This is a genomic window from Corynebacterium sp. MC3 (assembly GCF_900099485.1).
GTDB lineage: Bacteria > Actinomycetota > Actinomycetes > Mycobacteriales > Mycobacteriaceae > Corynebacterium > Corynebacterium pseudogenitalium.
In genome coordinates this window covers 197,342-221,397 of sequence record NZ_LT622813.1, presented here as the reverse complement: position 1 = coordinate 221,397, position 24,056 = coordinate 197,342, and the positions used below count along the sequence as shown (strand labels likewise).

The 24,056-nt window shown below is 62.1% G+C and carries 23 protein-coding genes and 1 pseudogene; 19 read left to right on the top strand and 5 right to left on the bottom strand.

Annotated features, from left to right (window positions below):
• Window positions 1-28 precede the first annotated feature (28 nt).
• The 5 genes from grpE to BQ4436_RS04200 all read left to right on the top strand — a co-directional run bounded on the left by grpE (window position 29) and on the right by BQ4436_RS04200 (window position 4,869).
• Window positions 29-610: a nucleotide exchange factor GrpE gene (gene grpE, locus BQ4436_RS04220; protein ID WP_070361809.1), complete on the top strand. Its 582-nt coding sequence runs from the start codon at window positions 29-31 to the stop codon at window positions 608-610.
• 103 nt (window positions 611-713) lie between these two features.
• On the top strand, window positions 714-1,919 hold the full coding sequence (dnaJ, locus tag BQ4436_RS04215; protein WP_070975607.1) for a molecular chaperone DnaJ: 1,206 nt from the start codon (window positions 714-716) through the stop codon (window positions 1,917-1,919).
• A 2-nt stretch (window positions 1,920-1,921) separates the two neighbouring features.
• A complete protein-coding gene (locus BQ4436_RS04210) occupies window positions 1,922-2,320 on the top strand; it encodes a heat shock protein transcriptional repressor HspR (RefSeq protein WP_070361811.1) in 399 nt (132 codons plus the stop codon).
• Between the two features lie 684 nt (window positions 2,321-3,004).
• The gene (locus BQ4436_RS04205; protein WP_070975606.1) at window positions 3,005-3,952 is read left to right on the top strand and encodes a type IV toxin-antitoxin system AbiEi family antitoxin domain-containing protein; all 948 of its coding nucleotides are present in this window, start codon (window positions 3,005-3,007) and stop codon (window positions 3,950-3,952) included.
• A complete protein-coding gene (locus tag BQ4436_RS04200; RefSeq protein WP_083329425.1) occupies window positions 3,949-4,869 on the top strand; it encodes a nucleotidyl transferase AbiEii/AbiGii toxin family protein in 921 nt (306 codons plus the stop codon). Before BQ4436_RS04205 ends, BQ4436_RS04200 begins: the two co-directional genes overlap by 4 nt.
• Window positions 4,870-4,923: 54 nt before the next feature.
• On the opposite strand, the gene BQ4436_RS12195 is transcribed toward BQ4436_RS04200, so the two are convergent.
• From BQ4436_RS12195 to BQ4436_RS04185, 4 genes are all read right to left on the bottom strand, one after another.
• The gene (locus tag BQ4436_RS12195; RefSeq protein ID WP_176754807.1) at window positions 4,924-5,100 is read right to left on the bottom strand and encodes a hypothetical protein; all 177 of its coding nucleotides are present in this window, start codon (window positions 5,098-5,100) and stop codon (window positions 4,924-4,926) included.
• 466 nt (window positions 5,101-5,566) lie between these two features.
• The gene (locus tag BQ4436_RS04195; protein ID WP_070361814.1) at window positions 5,567-7,330 is read right to left on the bottom strand and encodes a pyruvate dehydrogenase; all 1,764 of its coding nucleotides are present in this window, start codon (window positions 7,328-7,330) and stop codon (window positions 5,567-5,569) included.
• Window positions 7,331-7,377: 47 nt separating this feature from the next.
• Window positions 7,378-8,562 (bottom strand): alpha/beta hydrolase, encoded by a 1,185-nt coding sequence (locus BQ4436_RS04190; protein ID WP_070479586.1) that lies wholly within the window; start codon window positions 8,560-8,562, stop codon window positions 7,378-7,380.
• Window positions 8,555-8,800 (bottom strand): hypothetical protein, encoded by a 246-nt coding sequence (locus BQ4436_RS04185; protein WP_070975604.1) that lies wholly within the window; start codon window positions 8,798-8,800, stop codon window positions 8,555-8,557. The genes BQ4436_RS04190 and BQ4436_RS04185 overlap by 8 nt, the downstream gene beginning before the upstream one ends.
• An 89-nt stretch (window positions 8,801-8,889) precedes the next feature.
• On the opposite strand from BQ4436_RS04185, the gene BQ4436_RS04180 reads away from it, so the two are divergent.
• On the top strand, window positions 8,890-9,732 hold the full coding sequence (locus tag BQ4436_RS04180; protein WP_070975603.1) for a carbon-nitrogen hydrolase family protein: 843 nt from the start codon (window positions 8,890-8,892) through the stop codon (window positions 9,730-9,732).
• Here BQ4436_RS04180 and BQ4436_RS04175 read toward each other — a convergent pair.
• Window positions 9,689-10,789, bottom strand: a complete 1,101-nt coding sequence (locus BQ4436_RS04175; protein WP_070975602.1) for a ferredoxin reductase domain-containing protein — start codon at window positions 10,787-10,789, stop codon at window positions 9,689-9,691. The two genes, BQ4436_RS04180 and BQ4436_RS04175, sit on opposite strands and share 44 nt — an antisense overlap.
• 79 nt (window positions 10,790-10,868) lie before the next feature.
• Here BQ4436_RS04175 and BQ4436_RS04170 point away from each other — a divergent pair, with 79 nt between their 5' ends.
• From BQ4436_RS04170 to BQ4436_RS04115, 13 genes and pseudogenes are all read left to right on the top strand, one after another.
• Window positions 10,869-12,221, top strand: coding sequence for a sodium/glutamate symporter (locus BQ4436_RS04170; RefSeq protein WP_070975601.1), 1,353 nt, complete (start codon window positions 10,869-10,871; stop codon window positions 12,219-12,221).
• Between the two features lie 108 nt (window positions 12,222-12,329).
• Window positions 12,330-14,045: an IS3 family transposase gene (locus BQ4436_RS04165; protein ID WP_070975207.1), complete on the top strand. Its 1,716-nt coding sequence runs from the start codon at window positions 12,330-12,332 to the stop codon at window positions 14,043-14,045.
• A gap of 256 nt (window positions 14,046-14,301) precedes the next feature.
• Window positions 14,302-16,860 (top strand): ATP-dependent chaperone ClpB, encoded by a 2,559-nt coding sequence (gene clpB, locus BQ4436_RS04160; RefSeq protein WP_070975600.1) that lies wholly within the window; start codon window positions 14,302-14,304, stop codon window positions 16,858-16,860.
• 22 nt (window positions 16,861-16,882) lie between these two features.
• Window positions 16,883-17,296, top strand: a complete 414-nt coding sequence (locus BQ4436_RS04155; RefSeq protein ID WP_070361821.1) for a DUF4265 domain-containing protein — start codon at window positions 16,883-16,885, stop codon at window positions 17,294-17,296.
• 23 nt (window positions 17,297-17,319) lie between these two features.
• A complete protein-coding gene (locus BQ4436_RS04150) occupies window positions 17,320-18,162 on the top strand; it encodes a sulfurtransferase (protein ID WP_070975599.1) in 843 nt (280 codons plus the stop codon).
• Between the two features lie 12 nt (window positions 18,163-18,174).
• Window positions 18,175-19,047: a type III secretion system chaperone family protein gene (locus BQ4436_RS12190; RefSeq protein WP_255366116.1), complete on the top strand. Its 873-nt coding sequence runs from the start codon at window positions 18,175-18,177 to the stop codon at window positions 19,045-19,047.
• A gap of 8 nt (window positions 19,048-19,055) precedes the next feature.
• Window positions 19,056-19,400, top strand: coding sequence for a hypothetical protein (locus BQ4436_RS12475; protein ID WP_143000806.1), 345 nt, complete (start codon window positions 19,056-19,058; stop codon window positions 19,398-19,400).
• Window positions 19,390-20,002, top strand: a pseudogene (locus BQ4436_RS04140) (orotate phosphoribosyltransferase). Before BQ4436_RS12475 ends, BQ4436_RS04140 begins: the two are co-directional and overlap by 11 nt.
• A complete protein-coding gene (locus BQ4436_RS04135; RefSeq protein WP_070975598.1) occupies window positions 19,989-20,654 on the top strand; it encodes a TrmH family RNA methyltransferase in 666 nt (221 codons plus the stop codon). Before BQ4436_RS04140 ends, BQ4436_RS04135 begins: the two are co-directional and overlap by 14 nt.
• A gap of 12 nt (window positions 20,655-20,666) precedes the next feature.
• Window positions 20,667-21,878 (top strand): glycoside hydrolase family 76 protein, encoded by a 1,212-nt coding sequence (locus BQ4436_RS04130; RefSeq protein WP_070975597.1) that lies wholly within the window; start codon window positions 20,667-20,669, stop codon window positions 21,876-21,878.
• Between the two features lie 45 nt (window positions 21,879-21,923).
• The gene (gene fbaA, locus BQ4436_RS04125) at window positions 21,924-22,964 is read left to right on the top strand and encodes a class II fructose-bisphosphate aldolase (RefSeq protein ID WP_255366129.1); all 1,041 of its coding nucleotides are present in this window, start codon (window positions 21,924-21,926) and stop codon (window positions 22,962-22,964) included.
• 505 nt (window positions 22,965-23,469) lie between these two features.
• The gene (locus BQ4436_RS04120) at window positions 23,470-23,706 is read left to right on the top strand and encodes a type II toxin-antitoxin system RelB family antitoxin (protein WP_070361826.1); all 237 of its coding nucleotides are present in this window, start codon (window positions 23,470-23,472) and stop codon (window positions 23,704-23,706) included.
• The gene (locus tag BQ4436_RS04115) at window positions 23,690-23,953 is read left to right on the top strand and encodes a type II toxin-antitoxin system RelE family toxin (protein ID WP_070975596.1); all 264 of its coding nucleotides are present in this window, start codon (window positions 23,690-23,692) and stop codon (window positions 23,951-23,953) included. The genes BQ4436_RS04120 and BQ4436_RS04115 overlap by 17 nt, the downstream gene beginning before the upstream one ends.
• Window positions 23,954-24,056: the final 103 nt, after the last annotated feature.

The following is a 24,056-nucleotide window of genomic DNA, read 5'->3' as shown; positions in this document are numbered from 1 at the left end:
ACCAGCAACACTGCAGAAGGAGGTCACCATGACGAACCCGAACACTCCGGAACCGGAGCAGGTTGAAGACCTGATCGAAGAAGCTGAGGCCGTAGCCGCAGAGGCTGCCGAAGCCGAGGCTGAGGTCGACGCCGACGCTGCACCGGAAACGGATGAGGGCGAGCAGGATGACGTCGAAAAGCAGCTTGCTGAACGGACCGAAGACCTGCAACGTGTGAGCGCCGAGTACGCAAACTACCGGCGCCGCACAGAGCGGGAACGCGCGGCCATCGCCGAGCACGCGAAAGCAGCCTTCGCTACCGAACTGCTCCCGCTACTCGACGACCTCGACCTCGCCGAACAACACGGAGACTTGAACGAAGGCCCACTGAAAGCCTTCGCCGACAAACTCCGCGGCGTGGCCACCGCGCAACGCGTCCAAGCCTTCGGCGCAGAAGGCGACGCCTTTGACCCCGAAACCCACGAGGCAGTCCAAGACCTGTCCTCCGGCGACGACAAAGTCATCGGCACCGTACTGCGCAAGGGCTACCGCGTAGGCGACCGACTCGTGCGAAACGCAATGGTCATCATCGCCGACCCTGCGAAAGAGCCTGCTGAAGACAACGAGTAACAACAAAACCCAGGGCCGGGGCGTGAGGTGCGCGAAAAGCGGCCTTCACGCCCCGGTTTTGTACTTGAAATAACAAAATTCATCCGAGAAAGGAGGGTGCGAGATGGCTATGCAACAAGAGTGGGCCAACAAGGACTACTACGGCGACCTCGGCGTCTCCAAAGACGCGTCCACAGCTGACATTAAGAAGGCATACCGTAAGCTCGCACGCGAAAACCACCCCGACTCCAACCCCGGCAACAAAGCCGCCGAGGAGAAGTTTAAGAAGGTGGCAGAAGCGTACGACGTCGTCGGCGACGAAGAAAAACGCAAAGAATACGACCAGTTCAAAGCGATGATGAGCTCCGGCGGCTTCGGCGGCCGATTCGGAGGGGCAGGAGGTCCCGGCTTTCCGGGAGGGTTTCGCCAAACGGGGCAGAGCGACTTCAACTTCTCCGACCTCTCCGACATCTTCGGAGGAGCCGGGGGTGCTGGACAAGCTGGAGAAGGCGGCCTTGGTGATCTCTTCGGTGGCCTCTTTAACCGCGGCGGCGCTGCTGGCAGGAACGCTCGGCCGTCGCGGGGGGCGGACGTCGAGACGGAAATAACCCTCGACTTCCGCGAAGCCGCCAAAGGCACCACCTTCCCCGTCGAACTCACCGGCGACGCCCCATGCACCACATGCCACGGCTCCGGATCCAAATCCGGCCACGTCACCCAGTGCGAACAGTGCCACGGCTCCGGCTACGTCCGCGAGAACTCCGGCGCATTCGGCATGGCCCGCCCCTGCACCAACTGCGGTGGCACCGGCGACGTGATCAAGGACCCGTGCACCGCGTGCCACGGCACCGGCACCGTCCGGCGCTCCCGCACCATCACGGTGCGCATCCCCGCCGGCGTCGTCGACGGCCAAAAAGTCCGCCTCGCTGGACAAGGCGAAGCGGGACCTAACGGCAAACCAGCCGGCGACCTCTTCGTCACCGTCCACGTCCGCCCAGACAAAGTATTCACCCGCACCGGCGACGACCTCGAAGTCACCGTCCCCGTCTCCTTCAGCGAACTCGCCCTCGGCGGCACCATCACCGTGCCCACCCTGGACAAACACGTCCGCGTGAAGGTCCCCGCCGGCACCCCCAACGGGCGCACCCTGCGCGTCAAGGGACGCGGTGTGCCACGCAAATCCGGCAATGCCGGCGACCTGCTGGTCACTGTCGAAGTCGCAGTGCCCAAGGACCTGGACGCAGCCGCCACCAGCACACTGCGCGCCTACCAACAAGCCGAACGCGACTCCGGCTTCGACCCGCGCGCCGGGTGGGCAGGAGGTGCATAACCATGGCTGAGGAGTACTACGTCATCTCCGTCGCCGCCGAACTCACCGGCATGCACGCCCAAACCCTGCGCACCTACGACCGCATCGGCCTGGTCACGCCGATGCGGACCAGCGGCGGCGGGCGCCGCTACTCCCGACGCGACATCTCCATGCTGCGCCGGATCCAACAGCTCTCCCAGGAAGACGGCGTCAACCTGGCCGGCATCAAAACCATCATCGAGCTCACCGAACACATCGACGAGCTCCAAGAAGAACTGGCGGCCAAACGCGAAGAAAACGCGCAACTGCGCCAACGCCTGGAGTCACGCCCGCGCGGCGGGGAACTCGTCCACGTTCCCCGCTCGACCGCGCTGGTGACGTGGGAGCCGTCCTCCGCCAGGTCGCGGCGCCGGGCGCGGTAAGGTTGGACAGCTTCCGCCTTGCTTTGATGCTTGGCGGGGGCTGTTTTCGTTTGTTAGGGGGTTCTTGGGGGCTGGTGCGTGCTGTGTTTTGCCCTCGCTGCGTTCGTGTCGAGGTGTTTAGGGAGTGCGACGCTGGTCGTCGAAAATCGGCCCGGTTGGGTGAGAAAGCGCGACCTGCATCGCACGCTTTGAAGCCCACGCTTTGAGTGGTTTGAGGACGCCAGGCAGGGGAGGGTGCGCACCAAATTCCTACATCGGGTTTGTGCGACCTGGGTTTTGCAAACGCGCTCGCCGGAAACCCGGAATCTGGTGCGAAGAAGCAGTGGTCGTGGGAACTTTCTTCGTAGACAGATGACGCGACCTGGGGAAACGCAAGTGCTGGTCGACGGGAACAGGCCTGAAACGCCAAATGGTTCCCGGGCGCGGGAACTATTTCAAGGATGCTGATTGATTGGCAGTCCCAGTTGAGTCGTGGATAGGCGGGTCGCCTCGTGGGGGCGTCGTGCTCAAGAAGTGAGGACACTGAGGGGTTGTTGAAGTGCTTGATCTGATGAATGTGTAGCGCAAGCCTGGGATGGAGAGGGTCTGGTCTTCATATCGCTGAATGTCCGTAAATGTTATGTTTACTACATCAATGCTGTAGTAAACATAGCTTCCTAGTGTTGTATTTGATATGTTTGCTACATGAAGCTTTCTGAAGCTCAGCCTATCTTGGCAGCGTATTCCTATCTGCAACATGGTTTGGTTACCTCTGCCCAAGCGGCAAGGGAGGGGATTGATACCACGACGATGACACGATTGGCGCAGGGGGATTACATACGTCGTATCCGTCGAGGTGTGTACATCCTTTCTAGTGTGGCGGAAGATTCACTGACGGAGATCCGGGCGGCATGGTTGTCGACCAGGCCGGGGATTCTCGCTGAGGAACGTCTCCATGCAGAAAACCCGATCGTTGTCTCCCATGTCTCGGCTGTCAGCGTGCTTGAATTGGGTGATATCACCCCGGCAACGCATACTTTTACGTCCTCGAAACGGAAGCAATCATCCGCGACTGACATGTCTCATCGCACTGCTGATCTTCAGGATGAGGACTGGATGATAGTTCGTGGCCTTCCAGTGACGACCGTGGCGCGTACGATCCGCGACCTGGCGAAAGATCGCCTTGATGGGGACCAGCTTTACCACGTAATTGCGGACGGAATTCACGAACGGCGTCTTAGCCCCTCGGAGGTTGCGCGGGTAGTTGATCCCTATGCTGGTTCCTACGGCAGTAGCTCGGGCGATGAGATGGTGGCGGAATCTTTGCGACGCTTCCCTGAGCATGACAGCGCAACAGAAGCTAGGGCCTACAGTAGGAAATCGACCCCTGATGGTTGGGCCAACATGATGGAGGACGTTGGAGAAGCAGTAGCGTCAGCACTGATGCGCCAACTGTCGGATGAGTTGTTATCGAGAAAGCATACGACCCCTGGGCAGGAAGCGACGTTGATGCAGGGCGCGTCGCAGCAAACCCTCCGTTCGAAAGACTGGAAACTAGATCTCGCCACGTTGGAAGCGATCCAGGCTCCAGTGAATGCTTTGTTTAAGAAACATCACCCTGCGTCAGACTCTGCTGATGGTGGTGAATCATGAGTGCGGTATCACCAGTCAGCCGTATTGTTCGCAAGCGGACGCAACTCTTGGCGAAGCTTCGTAACGAAGCCCGCCGACAGTCAGTGACAGTGGAGAATATCCAACACCAGTTCGCTTTCGATATGTTCCTGACCCGATTATTTGCTCATGATGACTGTGTGTGGGTCCTCAAAGGAGGGACGAGCCTTCTCTTACGGATCGGGTCTGGTCGACGCAGTCGCGACATCGACTTAGCGCGCCGGGAGCAAGTCCCTCCTGCAGAAGCGCTCCGAGAGCTGCAGGTGCTAGTTGATGAGCCTGGCCCGACAGATCCCGATTTCACTTTCGAGTTACAAGAGCCGGCAAGGGATAATCAGGACCCGATGGACCGGACCAGAGGATCATTCAAAGTCATTCTCAGGATCGGGGCGCAGCAGGTCGTATCCTTCAGCGTGGATATATCTACGCAGCAGCATCTCGACGCCCCGATTGACTCTGTGACGATCAATCCAGTCATTGAGTACGAGGGGCTTCCATCCGGTGCAGTTATCCGAATGGTTCCAGTTGAAAACGTTGCTGCCGACAAACTATGCGCCTGTTACGAATTGCACGGGGCAGAACCATCAACGCGGTACCACGATCTCATCGACTTGGTCCGGATTGTGACCAGCCAATCCATCGATGCGAAGCTCTTGCAAACACTCATGACAAAGGAAGCCACCCACCGCGGTCTTGATCTTCCAAAGGAGATGATTAGTCCTGGTCCGCAGTGGTCCCAGGCCTGTCCGAAGCAGGCGCGGCAAGCAGCTGATTTCCCTATGGAGTATCACGATCTTGCAACCGCACTTGGCGTCGTCGGAGGGTGCTTAAACCCGCTTCTTAGTGCGTCAATCGTGGCCGGGGTATGGAATCCGCAGAAGCAGACATGGGAATCCTGACAACATATAGGTCGCTGGTGCAGACCTCTCACTTACCCCACTCGCGCGCCTGAGTCACCTGTTCGCCGTCGGGGAGCTGGCTTTCGCGATCCCATTGGCCTGGTGTTCGCAGATGATTGCCCGCTCGAGTTTTACCACGTTACCGAGAAGGCCGAGCATGGTTTTGTATTTGGAGCCGAATCCCACGATTGGGTTGGTCCCGCTTTGATAAATCTCATCGGGCTTCTGCATTCGGCGAGATCTACGACTATGCGGTGTAAGTGCTTGTGCACCTCGTGGCCGAGTGGCGTTGGAGTTCGGTCGGGCTGCGGGATTTTGCTTGCAGTGCTCGTGTCGAGGTGTTTAAGGAGTGCGATGCTGGTCGTCGAAAATCGGCCCGGTTTGGTGAGAAAGCGCGACCTGCATCGCACGCTTTAAAGCCCACGCTTTGAATGGTTTGAGGGCGCCAGGCAGGGGAGGGTGTGCACCAAATTCCTACATCGGGTTTGTCCGACCTGGGTTTTTGTAAATCCGCTCGCTGAAAACCCGGAATCTGGTGCGAAGATACAAGGGTTGGGGGAACGTTCTTCGTGGACAGGCGACGCGACCTGGGGAAACGCAAGTGCTGGTCGACGCGGGCGAGGCCACAAACCCCCAAAACGCAAAGTGGCCCCGGACAAAAGCCCGAGGCCACAAAGCCGCAAAACCTAGCGCATCATTACTTGAACGTGATCGACGCTGCGCCGCCGATGTGGCGGAGGTTGGAGCGTGCCAGGTCGATCATGCGGCCGACGCCACCGTCGAGGACGGTTTTGGTTGCGGCGGCGGTGAAGCCCTTCATCATGTCCCAGGTGATGTTTGGTGGCATGGACAGGGCGTCCGGGTCGGTGACGATGTCGACGAGGACGGGGCCGTCGTAGGCGAGGGCCTCCTTGAGCTTCGGGCGCAGGTCGGCGGGGTCTTCGATGCGGAAGGACTTGATGCCGACGCCTTCGGCGATGTTGGCGTAGTTGACGCCGTCGTGGTCGGTTTCGTGCTCGGGGAAGCCTTGGACGAGCATTTCGAGTTTGACCATGCCGAGTGAGGAGTTATTGAACACGATGGTCTTCACTGGCAGGTTGTGCAGCTTGACGGTGAGCAGTTCGCCGAGCAGCATGCCGAGGCCGCCGTCGCCGGACCAGGAGATGACCTGGCGGTCGGGGAATGCGGCTTGGACGCCGATGGCCTGCGGGAGGGCGTTGGCCATGGTGCCGTGCAGGAAGGATGCGGATTCGTCGCGCTTGCCGTTGGGGGTGAGGTAGCGGGAGGACCACACGTTGCACATGCCGGTGTCGACGGTGAAGTAGGCGTCTTCGTCGGCGAGTTCGTCGAGGACGGAGGCGGCGAGCTCTGGGTGGATTGGGGTGCGGGCTTCGCGGGCTTCCGTCGTGTACTTGCCGACGACCGACTCCAGCAGCTCAGCGTGACGCTTCAGCATTGCGTCCAGGAAGGAGCGGTCCTTCTTCTCCTCGATGTGCGGGAGGATGTTCTCGATGACGCTCTTGACGTCGCCGATGACAGGGTAGTGCACCTTGGTGCGGCGGCCGATGTGGGCGCCGTCGATGTCGATCTGGGCGACGTTCTTGCTGGGCAGCCAGTCGGTGTATGGGAAGTCGGTGCCGACCATGATGAAGAGGTCTGCCTTGTCGGAGGCTTCGTGGCAGGCGCCATAGCCGAGGAGGCCGGACATGCCGACGTCGTATGGGTTGTCGTACTCGATGTACATCTTGCCGCGGAAGGAGTGGCCGACTGGTGCCTTGATCTTTTCGGCAAGTGCGAAGACTTCGTCGCGGGCGTCCTTGGCGCCGTAGCCGCAGAAGAGTGTGACGGTGTCTGCCTCGTTGATGGCTTCGACCAGGCGGGCGGCTTCGGCTGGGTCTGGGTAGACGCGCTTGTTGCCGCCGGTAGCGTAGTTGCCGGACAGGGTTGGGGCGTCGGCGGTGACTTCCTGTGCGAAGACGTCACCTGGGACGACGACGACCGATACGCCGTTGCCCGACATGGTGTTCTGGATGGCGTTGTGGACGACGCGCATGCCCTGGTCGGCGGAGTTTGCCATCTCGCAGTAGGAAGAGCACTCCTGGAAGAGCATTTCTGGGTGGGTTTCCTGGAAGAAGGACGAACCGATGTGGAAGGACGGGATGTGCGAGGCGATCGCGAGGACCTTTGCGCCGTTGCGGTGCGCCTCGAAGAGTCCTTGGACGAAGTGGGTGTTGCCTGGGCCGCAGGATGCGCCGCACACTGCGAGTTCGTCGGTTGCGAGTGCGTCGGAGCCGGCGGCGAATGCGGCGGCTTCCTCGTTGCGCACGTGGACCCATTCGATGCCTTGGGTGCGGACGGCGTCGGAAAGCGGGTTGAGGGAGTCACCGACGAGGCCGTAGATGCGCTTGACGCCGAGCTCCTTCAGCTTGGCAACGAATGCCGAGGCGAAGTTCTGAGCCATTCCTAAAATCTCCTTTTATTTGAAGAATAAATTAACCGCTTATCATGTTACCTTTGTTCCTCCTGGAACTCGAAAGATTGTGTGAGATCTGACACAAAGGCCTCGTCTGTGAAGTAGGCGCTATGACCGCCCGTCACCCCAGGTAGGACGCGCGCGCCGTAGGCGGGATCAGTTGGCGACGCCCCCAGCACCGCCTGCGGACCGGACCTGGTCCACAGGATCGGATCGTCGGGAGAATCCACGGCGACCACCCGCGAGTCCGGCCCTGCCAGTCGTAGGTCGCTCACGTGGCTACCGGCGACGCCGGCGCTGCCGACGAGCCAGAGCTGGTCGGTAAGCAGGCCGTGGTGGACGGCGGCCTCGGTGGCCACACGCGTGCCATAACTGTGGGCGAGGACCACCCGGTGGGCGTTGGGGAAGCGGTCGGTGAGCGCGAGTTGGAAGGCGGAGAGGTCGTCGGCGCCGCGGCGCGCCGGGCCGGGGTCCAGCCCGTTGACCACGTTGGGTGGCGGGTCGTAGCCCTGCCAGAGGATCACTGTGGCGCCGGTGCGCTCGGCGAGGAACTGCGCCCGGGCAAGTTCACCGCCCAGGCCCTCAGGTCGGCCGGTGGATACGCCCGCGACCATGGTGATCACACGCGCCGGGTCCACCACGTCACCGACCGCCAGTGTCGCCGACACGGGCCCGGCTTCGAGTACGGTCGCGCCCGCGGACTCAACGAGCTCGCGGCGCGCCGGGTCGAGCGCGGCCAGGTTTGTCCGGTGTATCTGGCCAAGCTCTACGCCGTGGCGCGCGATGAGCGGCACGTGCCCGCGCGCCGCCTCCAGCTCCCGCTCGTGCGCCTTGCACAGGGCCTCGAGCTCGGCGGCGCACAGCGTGTCGAAGGTCCGCGAGACCCCGTTCAGCACCTGCACCGCCAGCGCGTAGACGGGGCTGCCGCGCAGGGATCGGGCCATCGCGTCGAGGCGCGCCTGCCAAGTGGCGTAGCGGCGCAGCACCTTGGCGGCCTGGGTGAGGTCGTCGGCAGGGTGGGCGAAGGTGGCGTCGACACGCTGGAGGCGCTGCAGGGCAGCAGTCGGTGCGGACCCGCCAAAACCGACCCCCACCAGGTCTGACCTGGCAACGTGGCACGCCTGCGATCGCGCGCGGAACTCGGTCACGGCACTGTCCAGCACACCCGCGGCGACCATCAGCTGCCCGGCGTCTAGAGCAGGGCGGTAGGCGTCAGACATGGCGCAACGCCTCCGCGAGGCGGGTGTCGCAGTGGATGCAGTCGTCCGCAAATGAGGCGATGGATTCTAAGTGCGTGTTGAGGGCGGTGGTGGAGGCGTCGAAAAGTGATTGGGCGCGATCCTCCAGCGAGCGCGACGCGGCCGCGCTGGCGCTGTCGCGCAGCTCAGCGCGGGGGAGCGACGTGCGGGCGACGCGGTGGGTGCGGGCGAGGGACGGGATAGTCGTTGAGAGATGCATGCCCCCATCCTCGAAAACCCGCCGAAGCAGGGCAAGGAAAAACCCTGAAACCCTGTGGATAAAATTTCAGATTCGCTAAAGTTATCCACATGCGTATCGCATTGGCACAATTCACCAGCGGACCTGATAAAATGCGCAACCTTTCGCGCATAGAACCCCAGGTCAGGGAGGCCGCGCGCCGGGGCGCGACGCTCATCGTGCTGCCGGAGGCGGCCTCGCACGCGTTCGGGGCGGGTCGCCTCGACTACCAGGCCGAGGACACCGACGGACCGTTCACACAGGGGCTGTTTTCGCTGGCCAAGGAGCTGGGCGTGACCATCGTCGCGGGTTCGTTCCGCCCGGCGGACACCGTCGGCAGCATCAACCGCGTCTACAACACCACCCTCATCCTCGACGGCCACAGCGACACCCCACGCATCCTCACCTATGACAAGGTGCACCTTTACGACGCCCACAGCTACCACGAATCCCGCACCGTCAAAGCCGGCGACACCCTGCTCACGTTCCGGCACGGCGACGCCACCATCGGCGTGGCCACCTGCTTCGACATCCGCTTCCCGGAGCAGTTCAAGGAGCTGGCGGCGATGGGTGCGCACGTCATCGTGGTGCCCACGAGCTGGGCGGACGGCCCAGGCAAGCTCGAGGAGTGGCGCTTATTGACGCGCGCCCGCGCCCTCGACTCCGGCGCGTTCATCGCGGCGGCCGGGCAGTCCCGTCCGAACCACGAGACCGAGGCCGGCGAGAAGTCCGGCCCGACCGGCATCGGCTTCTCCACGCTCGTGGCACCGGACGGACGCAGGATCGTGGAGGCCGGCTACGGCCCCGAGCTTCTCGACGCCGACATCGACATCTCGCACGTCGCCGCCGTACAGGAGGACGTCCCCCTGATTAGGCTTTCGGAAACTGGACCGTTGCGTCAGTCTCGCATGTAAGCACCCCGCGAGTTCCGGCGGCTTCCAGGGACTCGCGGTACTCCGCGACCTCAGCACCCGTGCCGCACAGCACGATCTGGTGGTCCCACCACGTGCCCGGCGCCGACACGAACGCCGGCCCCGGGACCCAAATCGCCTTCGCGGCGCTCTCCCCGAACTCGCCCGCGGTCGGTGCGACGCGCGTCACCTGCAGCCAAACTTGAGAATCGGCAAGCGAGTTGATGGTGCGGGCGTCGTAAAAATCGTCTGCGTCGTCCCCGCACAGCACCAGGTGCACCTCGGGGCGGATGCGTTCCTCGATGAGCCCGAACACCACCGACTTCGCCGCCGCCCAACCCGTCCCCACGGCCACGAGCAGCATCTTTGGTCGGTTCGCCCGCACCGCCGGTCCTCGCGCGGCCCCTAGCGTCAGGTAGTCGCCGACCTGTACATCCGGCCCGTCGAGGTGGAACTCCAGCTGCCCGAACCGGTTCGGCGGCACCGCCGGGGCCAACGCCCACCACACGCCCTGGTTGCCCGCGCGCATCACCGGCAGCGCCTGCCCCGCTGCATATCCGACCGCCGCGGACGCCTCCGCCCGCACGATCCACGCCGAACCATCCTGCGAAACCTGCGTCACCTGCGCCACCGACGCCGCAGCCACCCCGGCCTCGTCAGCCTCCCGCGACACCCGCTCCATCTCCCGCGCCGCACGCACCAACACCTGCGTATCGACGCCCACAACCCCACCAACGATCTCCGCCACCGCCGGAAACTCCGACGCCGGAAACCCAGTGCGCCGCAGATCCAACGCCCACTCGCGAAGCGGGGTAAGGGTTGCCTCAGGGATTGCTGCCCCCGCTGCCTCGGACTCCTGAGAGGAGGCGAGGGTGAACGAAGTGGCGTCGAGAAGCACCTGGGGCACCTCCGTGGCACCTTCCGGAAAGACCATCGCTGCCTGCGGATACTGCTCCACAATCCGCTCAAACAGCGTGGCGCGCACCTCCGAATTTGGCTGCGCGAGCACCTGCAATGCGGCCGAATTTGGGCCATCAGCAACGGGGGCAAACTTTGTCATAGGGCCAGGGTACTGTTTCTCAGCCTCGGTGAGGTGGACTAGTGTGAGCGGGGAAACAAAGAGAGAGAAAGGTGCCGCAGTGGACTACACGCCGTACACACTTCTGACGGATATCGGATGGATCTCCATCCTGCTCATCATCGGAAACGTGCTCCGAAACCGACTGAAAGTGTTACAGGCGCTGCTCCTGCCGGCACCGATCACCGCCGGGCTGCTCGGGCTCATCCTCGGGCAAGAGGTCCTCGGCGTGATTCATTGGTCCGACCAGGTCGGCACCTATACAACGCTGCTCATCGCCGTCGTGTTCGCCTCCATGGCCTACTCCATGAACCTCGGCGGCTCCGTCGCTTCAGGCGCCCGCAACATGTGGGGCTACTCGACGGCCATGTTCATGGGCCAGTGGGGCATCTTCATTCTCCTGGGGCTGTACTTCTTCGCGCCATTCTTCGGCACCGAACCATGGTTCGGCATGATGCTGCCGGTTGGCTTCGTCGGCGGCTTCGGCACCGCCGCCGCCGTCGGCTCCGCGCTTGAGGACATTGGCATCGCCGAAGCGTCCTCCATCGGATTCACCTCCGCCACCGTGGGAACCCTCGTCGCTATCGTTGGTGGCGTCATCGTTGCAAACTGGGGTATCCGGAAAGGCAAGGCAACCGAACTCCGTGGCACCCTCCCCGAAGACCTGCGCACCGGCTACATCGCCGCTGAGTCCGAGCGCCCCTCCATCGGACGCGCAACCACAAACCCATCCTCCATCGAACCGCTGGCACTCCACGCCGGATTCATCCTCATCACCGTGCTGATCGCCTACACCGTCAACACCTGGATCAAGAGCATGTGGAGCAACGTCTCCATCCCACTGTTCGCCATGGCCTTCGTCATCGGCCTCATCGGCCGCGGTCTGCTCGTCGCCTTCAAGCGACCCAACTACCTCGATCGCGAAACCATCTCCACCGTCTCCGGCGCCGCCACCGACTTCATGATCGCCTTCGGCATCGCCTCCATCGTCCCCGCAGCACTCGCCGGGTACTGGCAGGCCCTGCTCATCATGTTCGTGCTCGGCACCGTCTTCTGCGTCGTATGGATGGCCTGGGCCGGCCCGCTCTTCTTCGGCGAAAACTGGCTCGAGCGCGGCATCTTCGGCTGGGGCTGGGCAACCGCCGCCGTCGCGACCGGTATCGCCCTGCTCAAAATGGTCGACCCCAAACTGAAGTCCGGCACTCTCAACGAATACGGTGTGGCCTACGTCGGCTTCGCCCCCTTCGAGATCGGTATGACCATCCTCGCCCCAATCGCCATCATCGCCGGGTTCACCACCGCGTTCGGCTGGGTGTCGTTCCTGATCGCCGTTGCGGTGGTGGTCGTGGCGTTCGCGCTGAAGTGGGTGCCCGCCAAGAAACACGGCTCAGGGTCCGTGACTGCCCAGGAATAGGGCCGGAATTTTCCTAGATGGTAGTAACAGGAATGTAGTAATCCGCTTTTTTGGGCCGATGGGAGCGCGGACATTTCGTTGGAGTGTTGAGGGCTGGAAGGTATTCCGATGCCCGCAAAGTTCCCCGACACCGTCCGCGAGTCCGCGGTCGACAAGTACTTCGAAGGCATGACCACCCCCGAGGTCTGCGACTGGGTAGCACACGTTACCGGCCGACGCCCCGCAGCAGGCTCGGTGAAAAACTGGATTACTGACAGACGCAACGGCTACATCCGATCTGATGGTCCCCCAACCGCGGAGGCGATCGCCAAAGCCGTCGCGCGCAGACTGACCTCCACGAAGTCACTGCGCCGGATCGCGGCGGAGTTCCAGGTGTCATTTCACTCGGTAGGCAGGTGGACGCGTGAATTATGGCCTGACGAAGAAGAACGCAACGACGCAGCGTCGATGACGTTCGATGCGGCATATCAAGCCACAATGAAACGCGTGAGTTATAACCGCAAAACCAAACGAGCCCGCAAACACCAACGAACCACCATCAACCGCAACACTGCGACACCGCCACGCCCGGTTGATGAGTGGTTGCCCGGGCCTGGCCCAATACCTGACTTGGATGCTTTGCCGGATGATCCGGAAGTGTTGAAAAAGATGCTGGCTGATGAACGTGACCGCCAAGCAGTCAAAGACGCGATTATTGAAGTACTCATGGGTGGTGAGACGCAGGGAAAAGTCACCGTCCGTGACGGTGTACTCACGACAGCGGCGAAGGCCGCCGTCGTTGTTGCCATCACGGACGCCCGCGGTGTCTCTATCAAGAAAGCGTGTCAGCTTGTTGGTATTGCCGAGTCAACGTTTTATCACCACCAGGGCAAGCATCAGCGTGTGCTGGCCCGGCGTAGTGCGCGTCGTGAGCAGTACAAACCGATGATCCTGCAAGCAGTTGCCGAGTCGAATCAAAGCTATGGGTATCGGCGTATCCATGCCTGGCTGAAAGCTCGAGGACATCGGGTATCGGAAAAGATCGTGCGTGAGTTAATGGGTGAACTTGCATGCAGGCCACCGGCGAAGCAGTCAACGAAGTACTCGTCCTACACCGGTGAGACCGCCCACAGTCCAGCAAACCTCCTGTTGGTCAAACCCCGCACCACTGCGTGTGCATGTCACGACACCGCACAGCAGCCAACGCCTGAAGTCATCGAGCTATCTGAGCACTTTCGCACCCACGCTGATGCCAAGGGATTAATCCATGATTTTCATGCTGATACACCGTGGGAAAAAATCGGTACCGATGTCACAGAAATCCACTGCCCAGACGGCAAACTCTATCTGTCTGCCGCTATTGACTTCTATGACGGAATGCCCATTGCGGTGACCATGTCGACATCACCGAATCATGATCTGGTCGCAGACATGATCGCGCGTATTGATGCGGTAAAACCTGACGGGGTGCAGCCAATTATCCATTCTGACCGGGGTGGACTCTACCGCAGCACTAAGTGGGTGAAGTTGATTACCGATCACACGCATAACCGCCTGGACTGTCCGAAGTGTCAGGAAGGCAAGTGGTGTCGGGCCAGGTGGCGCTACATCCCGTCACTATCCAGGAAGGGCACCAGTGGTGATAACGCGCGCACAGAAGGGTTCTTCGGCACGATGAAACAAGAACTACTCAAAGGCAGGGCGCATACGTCGCAGATGACAGTTGCGCAGATGCGCGAGTATATTGAGTCCTACATTGACTTCTATATCCATACAAGGTTGAAGTCGACACTTGGTGATGGTTATACGACCATCGCTGAGCATAGACAGGCACTGAGTGCATAACTACGAGACAAAGTCCCTCGTGATGCACTCCAACAAAACATCCGCAGCCCCGATTTCGGGGATTACTACAATCCTGTTACTACCATTTGCGTTTTGACGTGCGCTTCCAGTGCGTTTCCAAGCGATTTGCGGAGCTTCAAAGTCAGCGCCACCCCCGAAAATACAACAAATTCAACCTTGAGTGGAACAGACTCAACTTCTCGTGCGTTAGGGAGAGTGAACAACAAAATAAAACGCAAAGAGAAAGGAAACGGACATGTCTTCGTTTAACCCAACTACGAAAACGCAGGAGGCGTTGCAGCAGGCGCTGCAGCAGGCGTCGGCGAAGGGCAACCCGGATATTCGCCCGGCGCATTTACTTGAGGCGATCCTGAAGCAGGAGGATGGGATTGCGGCGCCGGTGTTGCAGGCGACGGGTGTGGATCCGCAGACGGTCGCGAAGGAGGCGGCTGAGCTGGTCGATTCCTACCCGAAGGCGGAGGGCCAGAATATGGCGAATCCGAACTTTAACCGCGACGGCCTGAACGCGCTGAACGCGGCGCAGGAGTTGGCGGGCGAACTCGGCGACGAGTTCGTCTCTACTGAGGTGCTGCTGGCGGGTATCGCGCGCGGGAATGATGACGCGGCGGAGCTGCTGAAGAAGCGCGGCGCCACGTTTGAGGCGATTAAGGCGGCGTTCCAGTCGGTTCGCGGCAATAAGAAGGTCACCACTGAGTCGCCGGAGGATCAGTTCCAGGCGCTGGAGAAGTATTCGACGGACCTGACGGCGCGTGCGCGCGAGGGCAAGATTGACCCGGTCATTGGTCGCGATTCGGAGATTCGACGCGTGGTGCAGGTGCTTTCCCGTCGTACGAAGAATAATCCGGTGTTGATTGGTGAGCCGGGCGTCGGTAAGACGGCGATCGTCGAGGGCCTTGCAAGGCGCATCGTGGCGGGCGACGTCCCAGAGTCGCTGAAGGGCAAGACGCTGATCTCCCTGGACCTCGGGTCGATGGTTGCGGGCGCGAAGTACCGTGGCGAATTCGAGGAGCGCCTGAAGGCGGTGTTGGACGAGATTAAGGAGTCCGACGGGCAGATCATCACGTTTATTGACGAGCTCCACACCATCGTCGGCGCTGGCGCCACGGGCGAGGGCGCGATGGATGCAGGCAACATGATTAAGCCGATGTTGGCGCGCGGCGAGCTGCGGCTGGTTGGTGCGACGACATTGGATGAGTACCGCCAGTTCATCGAGAAGGATGCGGCGCTGGAGCGTCGTTTCCAGCAGGTGTACGTGGGCGAGCCGACCGTGGAGGACACGATCGGTATCCTGCGCGGCCTGAAGGAGCGCTACGAGGTGCATCACGGCGTTCGGATCCAGGATTCGGCGTTGGTGGCGGCTGCGGAGCTGTCCAACCGCTACATCACGAACCGGTTCTTGCCGGATAAGGCGATTGACCTGGTCGATGAGGCGGGCTCGCGGCTGCGGATGGAGATTGATTCTTCGCCGCAGGAGATTGATGAGCTGGAGCGTATCGTTCGCAGGCTTGAGATCGAGGAGATCGCGCTGCAGAAGGAGTCCGACGAGGCGTCGAAGGAGCGTCTGACGGATTTGCGCCAGGAGTTGGCGGATCAACGAGAGAAGCTTGGTGAGCTGAAGGCACGTTGGTCGAATGAGAAGGCGGAGATCGATAAGGTGCAGGCTGCGAAGGAGGAGCTGGAGCACCTGCGCAACGAGTCCGAGATCGCGGAGCGCGAGGGCGATTACGCGAAGGTCTCGGAGCTGCGCTACGGCCGCATTCCGGAGCTGGAGCAGCAGGTCAAGGACGCTGAGGAGGCGGCGGGGGCGTCGTCAAGGACGATGCTCACGGAGGAGGTTTCTCCTGAGGTGATTGCTGAGGTTGTGTCGGCGTGGACGGGTATCCCTGCGGGCAAGATGATGCAGGGGGAGACCGAGAAGCTGCTGGACATGGAGGCAATCCTGGCTGGCCGCGTTGTGGGTCAGAAGGAAGCTGTCGTGGCTGTGTCCGATGCGGTGCGGCGTTCGCGTGCGGGCGTTGCGGATCCGAATCGTCCGATTGGTTCCTTCCTGTTCTTGGGCCCGACTGGCGTGGGTAAGACGGAGCTTGCGAAGGCGCTGTCGGAGTTCCTTTTCGATGATGAGGCGGCGATGGTGCGCATCGATATGTCGGAGTACGGTGAGAAGCATTCGGTCGCGCGTTTGGTCGGTGCCCCTCCGGGGTACGTCGGCTATGACGCTGGCGGTCAGCTGACTGAGGCTGTGCGTCGTCGCCCGTACTCGCTGGTGCTGTTCGACGAGGTTGAGAAAGCGCACCAGGATGTATTCGACGTGTTACTGCAGGTCCTCGACGAGGGTCGCCTCACCGACGGCCAGGGTCGCACGGTGGATTTCCGCAACACGGTGATCATCCTGACGTCGAACTTGGGTGCGGGCGGCGACCGCGAGCAGATTATGAACGCGGTGAAGTCGCACTTCAAGCCGGAGTTCATCAACCGCCTCGATGATGTGGTGGTGTTCGAGCCGCTGACGAAGGAGCAGCTGGTGGGCATCGTCGATATTCAGCTGGGCACGCTCGCCGATCGCCTTGCTTCTCGACGCCTCCAGCTCCGCGTCTCCGACGCCGCGAAGGCCTGGCTCGCAGACCGCGGTTACGACCCTGCATATGGTGCGCGCCCGTTGCGTCGCGTGATCCAGCAGGCGATCGGTGACCGGTTGGCGAAGGAGCTGCTGGCCGGTGCGATCCGCGACGGTGACGTGGTGCAGGTTGATGTCGCGGAAGGCGGCGAGGAGTTGGCGGTGTCGGCAGCGAAGTAGCGTTCGGGCTACACTGCTGTCCATGCAACCAACGACGACGATTTACACACGGGTGGCCGTGCCAGGCGTGGAGAACGAGCAACTTGAGGCTCACCAGCTTGGCGGCGGCCACTTCGTCATTGCATCGGTGCCGTTTGTGGATGTGTCGTTGGCGGTGGGGGACATCGTGGAGTGTGTGCGTGTTGGCGGCATGTTCCACGTGAATAAGGTCGTGGTGCGCGGGGGTGCGTCCACGGTGCGGATTTTGCCGCAGGGGGAGTCGCCGTTTTCGCTGGCGGAGACGTTGTTGGCGTTTGGTTGCCGGGTGGAGATGGGCCCGGGTGGGATGTTGGCGGCGTCGATAGGGGCGGATTGTCCGAAGGCCGGGATTGATGAATGGCTGGAGGGTTTGGCCGCGTCTGGAGTGATCCAGCTCGCACCTGGCTATACAGCGTGAGCCATACGCGTATGGTGTTATGTATGACTGTTTTTATTTCTCCGCAGGAGCTGTACGAACGTATTAAGTCCGGCAAGAAGCAGACGGTGCTCGATGTTTCTTGGGAGCCGGAGGCAGGCAAGGCCTGGCAGAAGTTCCAGTCCGAGCACATCCCGACTGCCGTCTACGGTGACCTGGAGGGCCACCTCGTGGGCATGCCGGGCCGCCGCGAGGGCCGCAACCCGCTGCCGTCACTCGCCGTGATCGATGAGGCGCTCGAGGAGTGGGGCGTCGAGGCGAACCGCCCGATCTTCATCTACGACCAGGGCTCCGGCGTCTTCGCCGCCCGCGCGTGGTGGATCATGCGCTGGGCTGGCCTGGAGCACGTCCACATTATCGACGGCGGCTTCCGCGAGTGGGAGGCCGAGGGCCTCAAGACCATCGCCGGCCCAGGCAACGTGGTTGTGCCGCGCGACCTGGAACTGGAGGGCAGCAAGCTTCCGGTGGCGACGCTGGAGGACGTACAGCAGTTCGAGGGCATCCTGATTGATGCGCGTGATGAGAAGCGCTTTGCTGGGCGTCGAGAAGTACTGGACTTGAAGGCGGGCCACATCCCGTCTGCGCTGAACCTGCCGGCGGCGGACCTGTTCTGCAAGGAAACGAGGAAGGTCAAGGAGACGGACTACATCCGCGACCGCTTCGCAAGCCTGGGAGTGACGCAGAATACGGACCCGGCGAAGATGATTACGTACTCGGGTTCGGGCAACCACTCCGCGCTGCTTATCGCGGCGATGGAGCACGCGGGCCTGCCGGTGGCCACGCATTATGTGGGTGGCTGGTCGCAGTGGAGTGCACGGTTGGGGAATAAGGTCGCCACGGCACTGTAGTATCAATCTTCGATGATTGCTTACGTGTTGTTTGGGCTGGCCGCGCTGCTCGTGGTCGCGGCTGTCTGGTTGTGGTTTGCACCTGCGTCTCCCTCCTTATCGACGCCCCCTCCGCCACCAGCCGAGCCCTCGCCTGAGGCTGAGCCGGACGTGGAGCCTGAGGCCGAGCAGGAGCCTGCGCTCGAGGTGGAAGAAGAGCCGGAACCAGAGCCCGAGCCTGCCCCGGAGCCAGAGCCCCAACTGGAGCCGGAGCCGGTACCGGAGCCGGAGCCCGAACCTGCACCGGCGCCCGAGCCTGCCCCGAAGCGCCCGCACCGCATGTCGGGCCTGCAGCTGCCGGGCGCGTCGCGCCGGGAGCGCCGCCTGTGGGCGGAACAGCACGGCTTCCGCTTCTCCAAGGTGGATGAGTACCTGGTCGACGAGTGGCACCGGGGTGCGGCGGCGTCCGGTGCGGAGCCACGCGATGTCGTGGCGGGCCAGGTCTACGGCCATGATGTCCGCGTGGTGGACCTTGGCGGTGTGACGGTGGTGGCCGTCGCAACGGGTGAGGTCAGCGACATCGTGGTGGATATGCGCCGTCCGCAGTTCCAGGCGGATTCCTCGGCGGATTTGGTGCTGGTGGAAACCGTCGAGGGCTTCGAGCTATTCACGAACGAGCCCGGTCCCGTCCTGCGCTTCATCGACGTGCGCGTGCGCACCGCCCTGCGCGAGATGCCCGAAAGTGTGTGCGCGGTGTGGTGCGAACAAGACTGGGTGTTGGCCCAGCTGGAACGCGGTTCGACGCCGCAGGACTGGGAGGACACGTTCGCGCCGCTGGCGTTGCTGGCGGACGCGGCACGCACGCTGCCACCGCCCTGTCTCCTATCCACCTCTAGCTGTGTATAACGCTGGCGTTGCTGGCGGACGCGGCACGCACGCTGCCACCGCGCGAGGCGGCGGCGCTTGCGCCGGTGCTCGGTGCCGAGGAGGCACCTGAGCCGGAGACCCCGCAGGTGCAGCGCCCGGAGGAACCACTTGAGCTGCCGACCCGCGTGACGGGCGGCGGATTCGGCGAGTTGGAGGACCACGAGGTCGGTGCGGATTCTGTGGCGCCGATCGCGGACGGTTCACCTGCCGATGACGGCGCGCAGCTCTATGATTTGACCAGAGTGCGCCGCGAGCAGCAGCCCTCCACAATTTTCAACGACACGTCAGACACCCCGGACACCGAGAAGGAGCCAACCGATCATGAACGATAAAGCACGCCTCGCAGAGCTGGTCAAGGAACTGGCCGTGGTGCACGGCAAGGTCACGCTTTCCTCCGGGAAGGAGGCGGACTACTACGTGGATCTGCGTCGTGCGACGTTGCACCATGAGGCGGCGCCGCTGATCGGCAAGCTGCTGCGTGAGATGACGGCAGACTTGGAGTTCGACGCGGTCGGTGGCCTGACGCTGGGCGCGGACCCGGTGGCCACAGCCGTGATGCACGCTGACGGCCGCCCGATCGACGCGTTCGTGGTGCGCAAGGAAGCGAAGAAGCACGGCATGCAGCGCCGGATTGAGGGGCCGTCGATTGTTGGCAAGAAGGTCCTTGTGGTGGAGGACACCACCACGACGGGCAACTCCCCGCTGACCGCGGTGGAGGCCGTGCGCGCCGACACATCTACATGTGAATAAGAGACAGGGGGTTGGCCGCGTCTGGAGTGATCAAGCTAGCACCCGGCTAGAATGCGCCGAGGGCGCTGAGGTCGTCGCGGTGGCCACCGTGGTGGACCGCGCGACTGGCGCCGCCGACGCCTTGCACGAGGCCGGCCTGGACTACCGATTCCTGCTGGGGCTCGAGGACCTTGGACTCAACTGAGCAGGCTGAGCAGGCCAAAGGACCGACGGAGTGGAATGAGGGCCGCCACGGCGTAGGCCCGTGGGAGGGCCCGTGGCCGGATGACCCCCGCCTGGATCCGCAGTTTTTGGAGGAGGGGGATCGTCGCAACGTAGTGGACGCCTACCGCTACTGGTCGCTCGAGGCGATCCGCGAGGAGCTGGACAAAAGGCGCCACCCGTTCCACGTCGCGATTGAGAACTTTGAAAACGACGCCAACATCGGCACCGTGGTGCGCACCGCGAACGCGTTTCTGGCCGAGGAGGTCCACATTATTGGGCGGCGGCGCTGGAACCGGCGCGGCGCGATGGTGACGGACCGCTACCAGCACATCCGCCACCACGCGACGATCGAGGATTTCGCGCAGTGGGCCAAGGAGCACGACCTGCCGATTGTGGCGATCGATAACACGCCCGGCTGCGTGCCGCTCGAAACGGCGGAACTTCCGCAGCGCTGCGTGTTAGTGTTCGGGCAGGAAGGCCCCGGCATTACGGACGAGACGCAGCGCGAGGCGTCGATGACGTGCTCGATTGCACAGTTCGGCTCGACGCGCTCGATTAACGCGGGCGTTGCCGCGGGCATCGCGATGCACGCGTGGATACGCCAGCACGCCGACTTGAGTACTGCTTGGTGAAAGGTGAAGGTTGTGGAAGAATCCGCCGCGGAAACATGGTCGCACCGCGCTGACCTGGCTCAATCGGCTGTGCAGGAGCGGCACGCCTCGCGCCTGTGGGGGCTGCCGAAGACGAACCTCGCGGTGGTCACGTGGCCACCGGGCTCGAAGGATCGCCTCTACTGGCACTGGCACTACTGGTGGCAGGCCCACTATTTGGACTGCCAGATCGACGCCGCTCTTCGACGCCCCACCAAAACCCACAAGCGCCGCCTCAAAGACACCCTGCGTGGCATCCAGCGCCGCAACCTGGGCAAGCTGACGAAGAACAAGTACTACGACGACAAGGCCTGGCTGGCCCTGGCGTGGAACCGCGCCGTCGACGAGGGCTTGGCACGCCGCACGAAGGCCCTTGACGCCCTGGAGTTCGACCTGCTCGCAGGCATCGACCCGGTGATGGGTGTGCTGCCGTGGCGCACGGAGGAAACCTTCTACAACGTGCCCTCGAACGGCCCGGCCGCCCTCTTGTTCGCGCGCACCGGCCGCCTGGACAAGGCCCGCGAGCTGCTTGACTGGACGTTCGACAACCTGGTCACCGAATCAGGCCTGGTGCAGGACGGGATCCGGATGCGGATGCATGGCCCGGAGGTCGTCGACAAGCTGTATACGTACAACCAGGGCACGGTGCTCGGCGCGAGCCTAGAGATCGCGCTGGCGTTGCGCGCCGACGTCGGACTTCGCGACGACGAGCCAATCGACTCTTTCGCGTACTCAAAACGCGCCGACGATTCCGTGTTTTACATCACACATATCCGGGCAATCGTAGAAGCGATTGTCCTGCATATGGCTACCCCCCAGGGGGTAATTCTGAACAAGCCCTACGAATCCGGCGACGGCGACGGCGGACTCTTCAAGGGAATTCTCGCGCGCTACCTCGCCGATGTTGCAGTGCGCCTGCCCGAAGACTCGCGCCAGAACATCGCGACCAAAAAGATAGCATCAAGGCTGATTATGGCCTCGGCGGAGTCCCTTTGGTCCCACCGTTTGGAGGTCGACGGACTGCCGATCTTCTCCGCGCGGTGGACAGAAGATGCCCGCCTTCCACACAATTACGGGCTCGGTCCTTCGTCCTTGAGCGAGGCCGTCGGGTTGGTCCGAATTGATGAGAGGGACCTTTCGGTACAGCTTTCCGGGTGGATGCTGCTGGAGGCTGCTGCGCGGGTGGCGGCTGCAAATAGTCAGTAAAGCAGGCATACTGGTTGGCGTACCTAAGAAGCTCTAGTGGAGGTTATCTTCATGCCAATTGCAACCCCTGAGGTCTACAACCAGATGCTCGACACTGCAAAGAAGGGCGGGTTCGCTTACCCGGCCATCAACTGCACGTCGTCTGAGACCATCAACGCCGCAATTCGTGGTTTCGCAGAAGCCGAGTCTGACGGCATCATCCAGTTCTCGACCGGTGGCGCAGAGTTCGGCTCTGGCCTGTCCGTGAAGAACAAGGTTGCGGGTGCCCAGGCGCTTGCTGCGTTCGCACATGAGATCGCTAAGCACTACGACGTCAACATCGCGCTGCACACCGACCACTGCCAGCTCGAGGTTCTCGACGAGTACGTCCGCCCACTCATCGCGATCTCCCAGGAGCGCGTCGACCGCGGCGAGAACCCACTGTTCCAGTCCCACATGTGGGACGGCTCCGCTATCCCAATCGACCACAACCTTGAGGTCGCCCAGGAACTCCTGGAGAAGGCACACAAGGCCAACATCATCCTCGAGGTCGAGATCGGCGTCGTCGGTGGCGAAGAGGACGGCGTCCAGGCTAAGGCCGGCGCCAACCTGTACACCAGCGAAGAGGACTTCGAGAAGACCATCGACGCCCTCGGCACCGGCGAGAACGGCCGCTACCTGCTGGCCGCAACCTTCGGCAACGTCCACGGCGTGTACAAGCCGGGCAACGTGAAGCTGCGCCCAGAGGTCCTCGACATGGGCCAGAAGGTCGCCGAGAAGAAGCTCGGCCTCGCAGCAGGCACTAACCCATTCGACTTCGTCTTCCACGGTGGCTCCGGCTCCGAGAAGGAGAAGATCGAGGAGGCCCTGCGCTACGGCGTCATCAAGATGAACGTTGACACCGACACCCAGTACGCCTTCACCCGCCCAGTGGTCTCCCACATGTTCGAGAACTACGACGGCGTCCTGAAGATCGACGGCGAAGTGGGCAACAAGAAGGTCTACGACCCACGCTCCTACATGAAGAAGGCTGAGCAGGGCATGGCCGACCGCGTCATCGAGGCCTGCCAGGACCTGCGCTCCGTTGGCACCTCCGTGTCCAAGTAGTCGTACTGCTTGTTTTTCCTGAAACCCCTGGGACCCTCGTGGTCCTGGGGGTTTCTTCGTGTGTAGGTTGTTTGGGCCTTTTGGGGCCCTTTGGGGGCCTGCTGTGCACCAAAATCCCGCTTGGCCCAGGGGTGACCTGGGGTTTTGTTGTGGCGGTTTTCTGGAATCCGGGAATTTGGTGTCTTGGCCTTTTGCGTGCGCACCAAATTCCCTCTCCGGGTCCCCGCGACCTGGGGTTTTACGAAGCCGCTTCTCCAAAACCTGGAATCTGGTGTCGCCGCCTTTCGCGCCAGTGCCAAAGGACGCAATCCCTTCCGCCGAATCTGCCAAAAGCCCAGGTCGCGAAAAATGCGGTGTGTCTATTGGCACTGAAAGCGTCTGGAAGGTTCCAGCACTTCACACTTCATGCGGTTAGGTGTCTTGAAATGTGACTATTTTATATTTGCTGTCGAGGAACTGCTGGCCTGGGGTGACAGGCTTGGCAGGCTTGTGTATACATGTATACATGAGTGGATCAGTGATTAGTTTGCGAATGGACGAAGTCCAGAAACGTCGGCTTGACGAGCTTGCTACAAAGACAGGTAGGCCAAAGGCGTTCTACATCCGTGAGGCAATTGAGGCCTATCTTGATGACGCTGAATACATCTACGAGCTTCAGGCTGAGGCGGAAGCTGTTCGTAGGGGCGAGCTGGAAACTGTTACCCTCGATGAGCTAAAGGCCGAGTGTGGCCTGGCAGATTGAGTTTTCGCCTAGGGCACGAAAGGCGGTGCGGCGGTTAGACAAGCAGGTACAGCGTCGGCTTTTTCAAGTCTTGGGTGATTTGTCGCGGTTGAATGATCCACGCGTCCGCGGTAAAGCCCTTGTAGGTGGAATGTCAGGGTTGTGGCGGTGGCGTATCGGGGACTATCGGGTAATTGCTGAGATTCAAGATGACATCGTGACGGTGTTGGTGGTTGATGTTGGGCACCGTGGAGAAATTTATAGGTAGTGGACCGCCCTCACCCGCGCCGCTCCCGTCGACCTCCTCCGGTCGACCAGCGCAGGTCACGGCGTTTTGAGGCTTTTCGACGCCAAAATCCCGATTTCGCGCT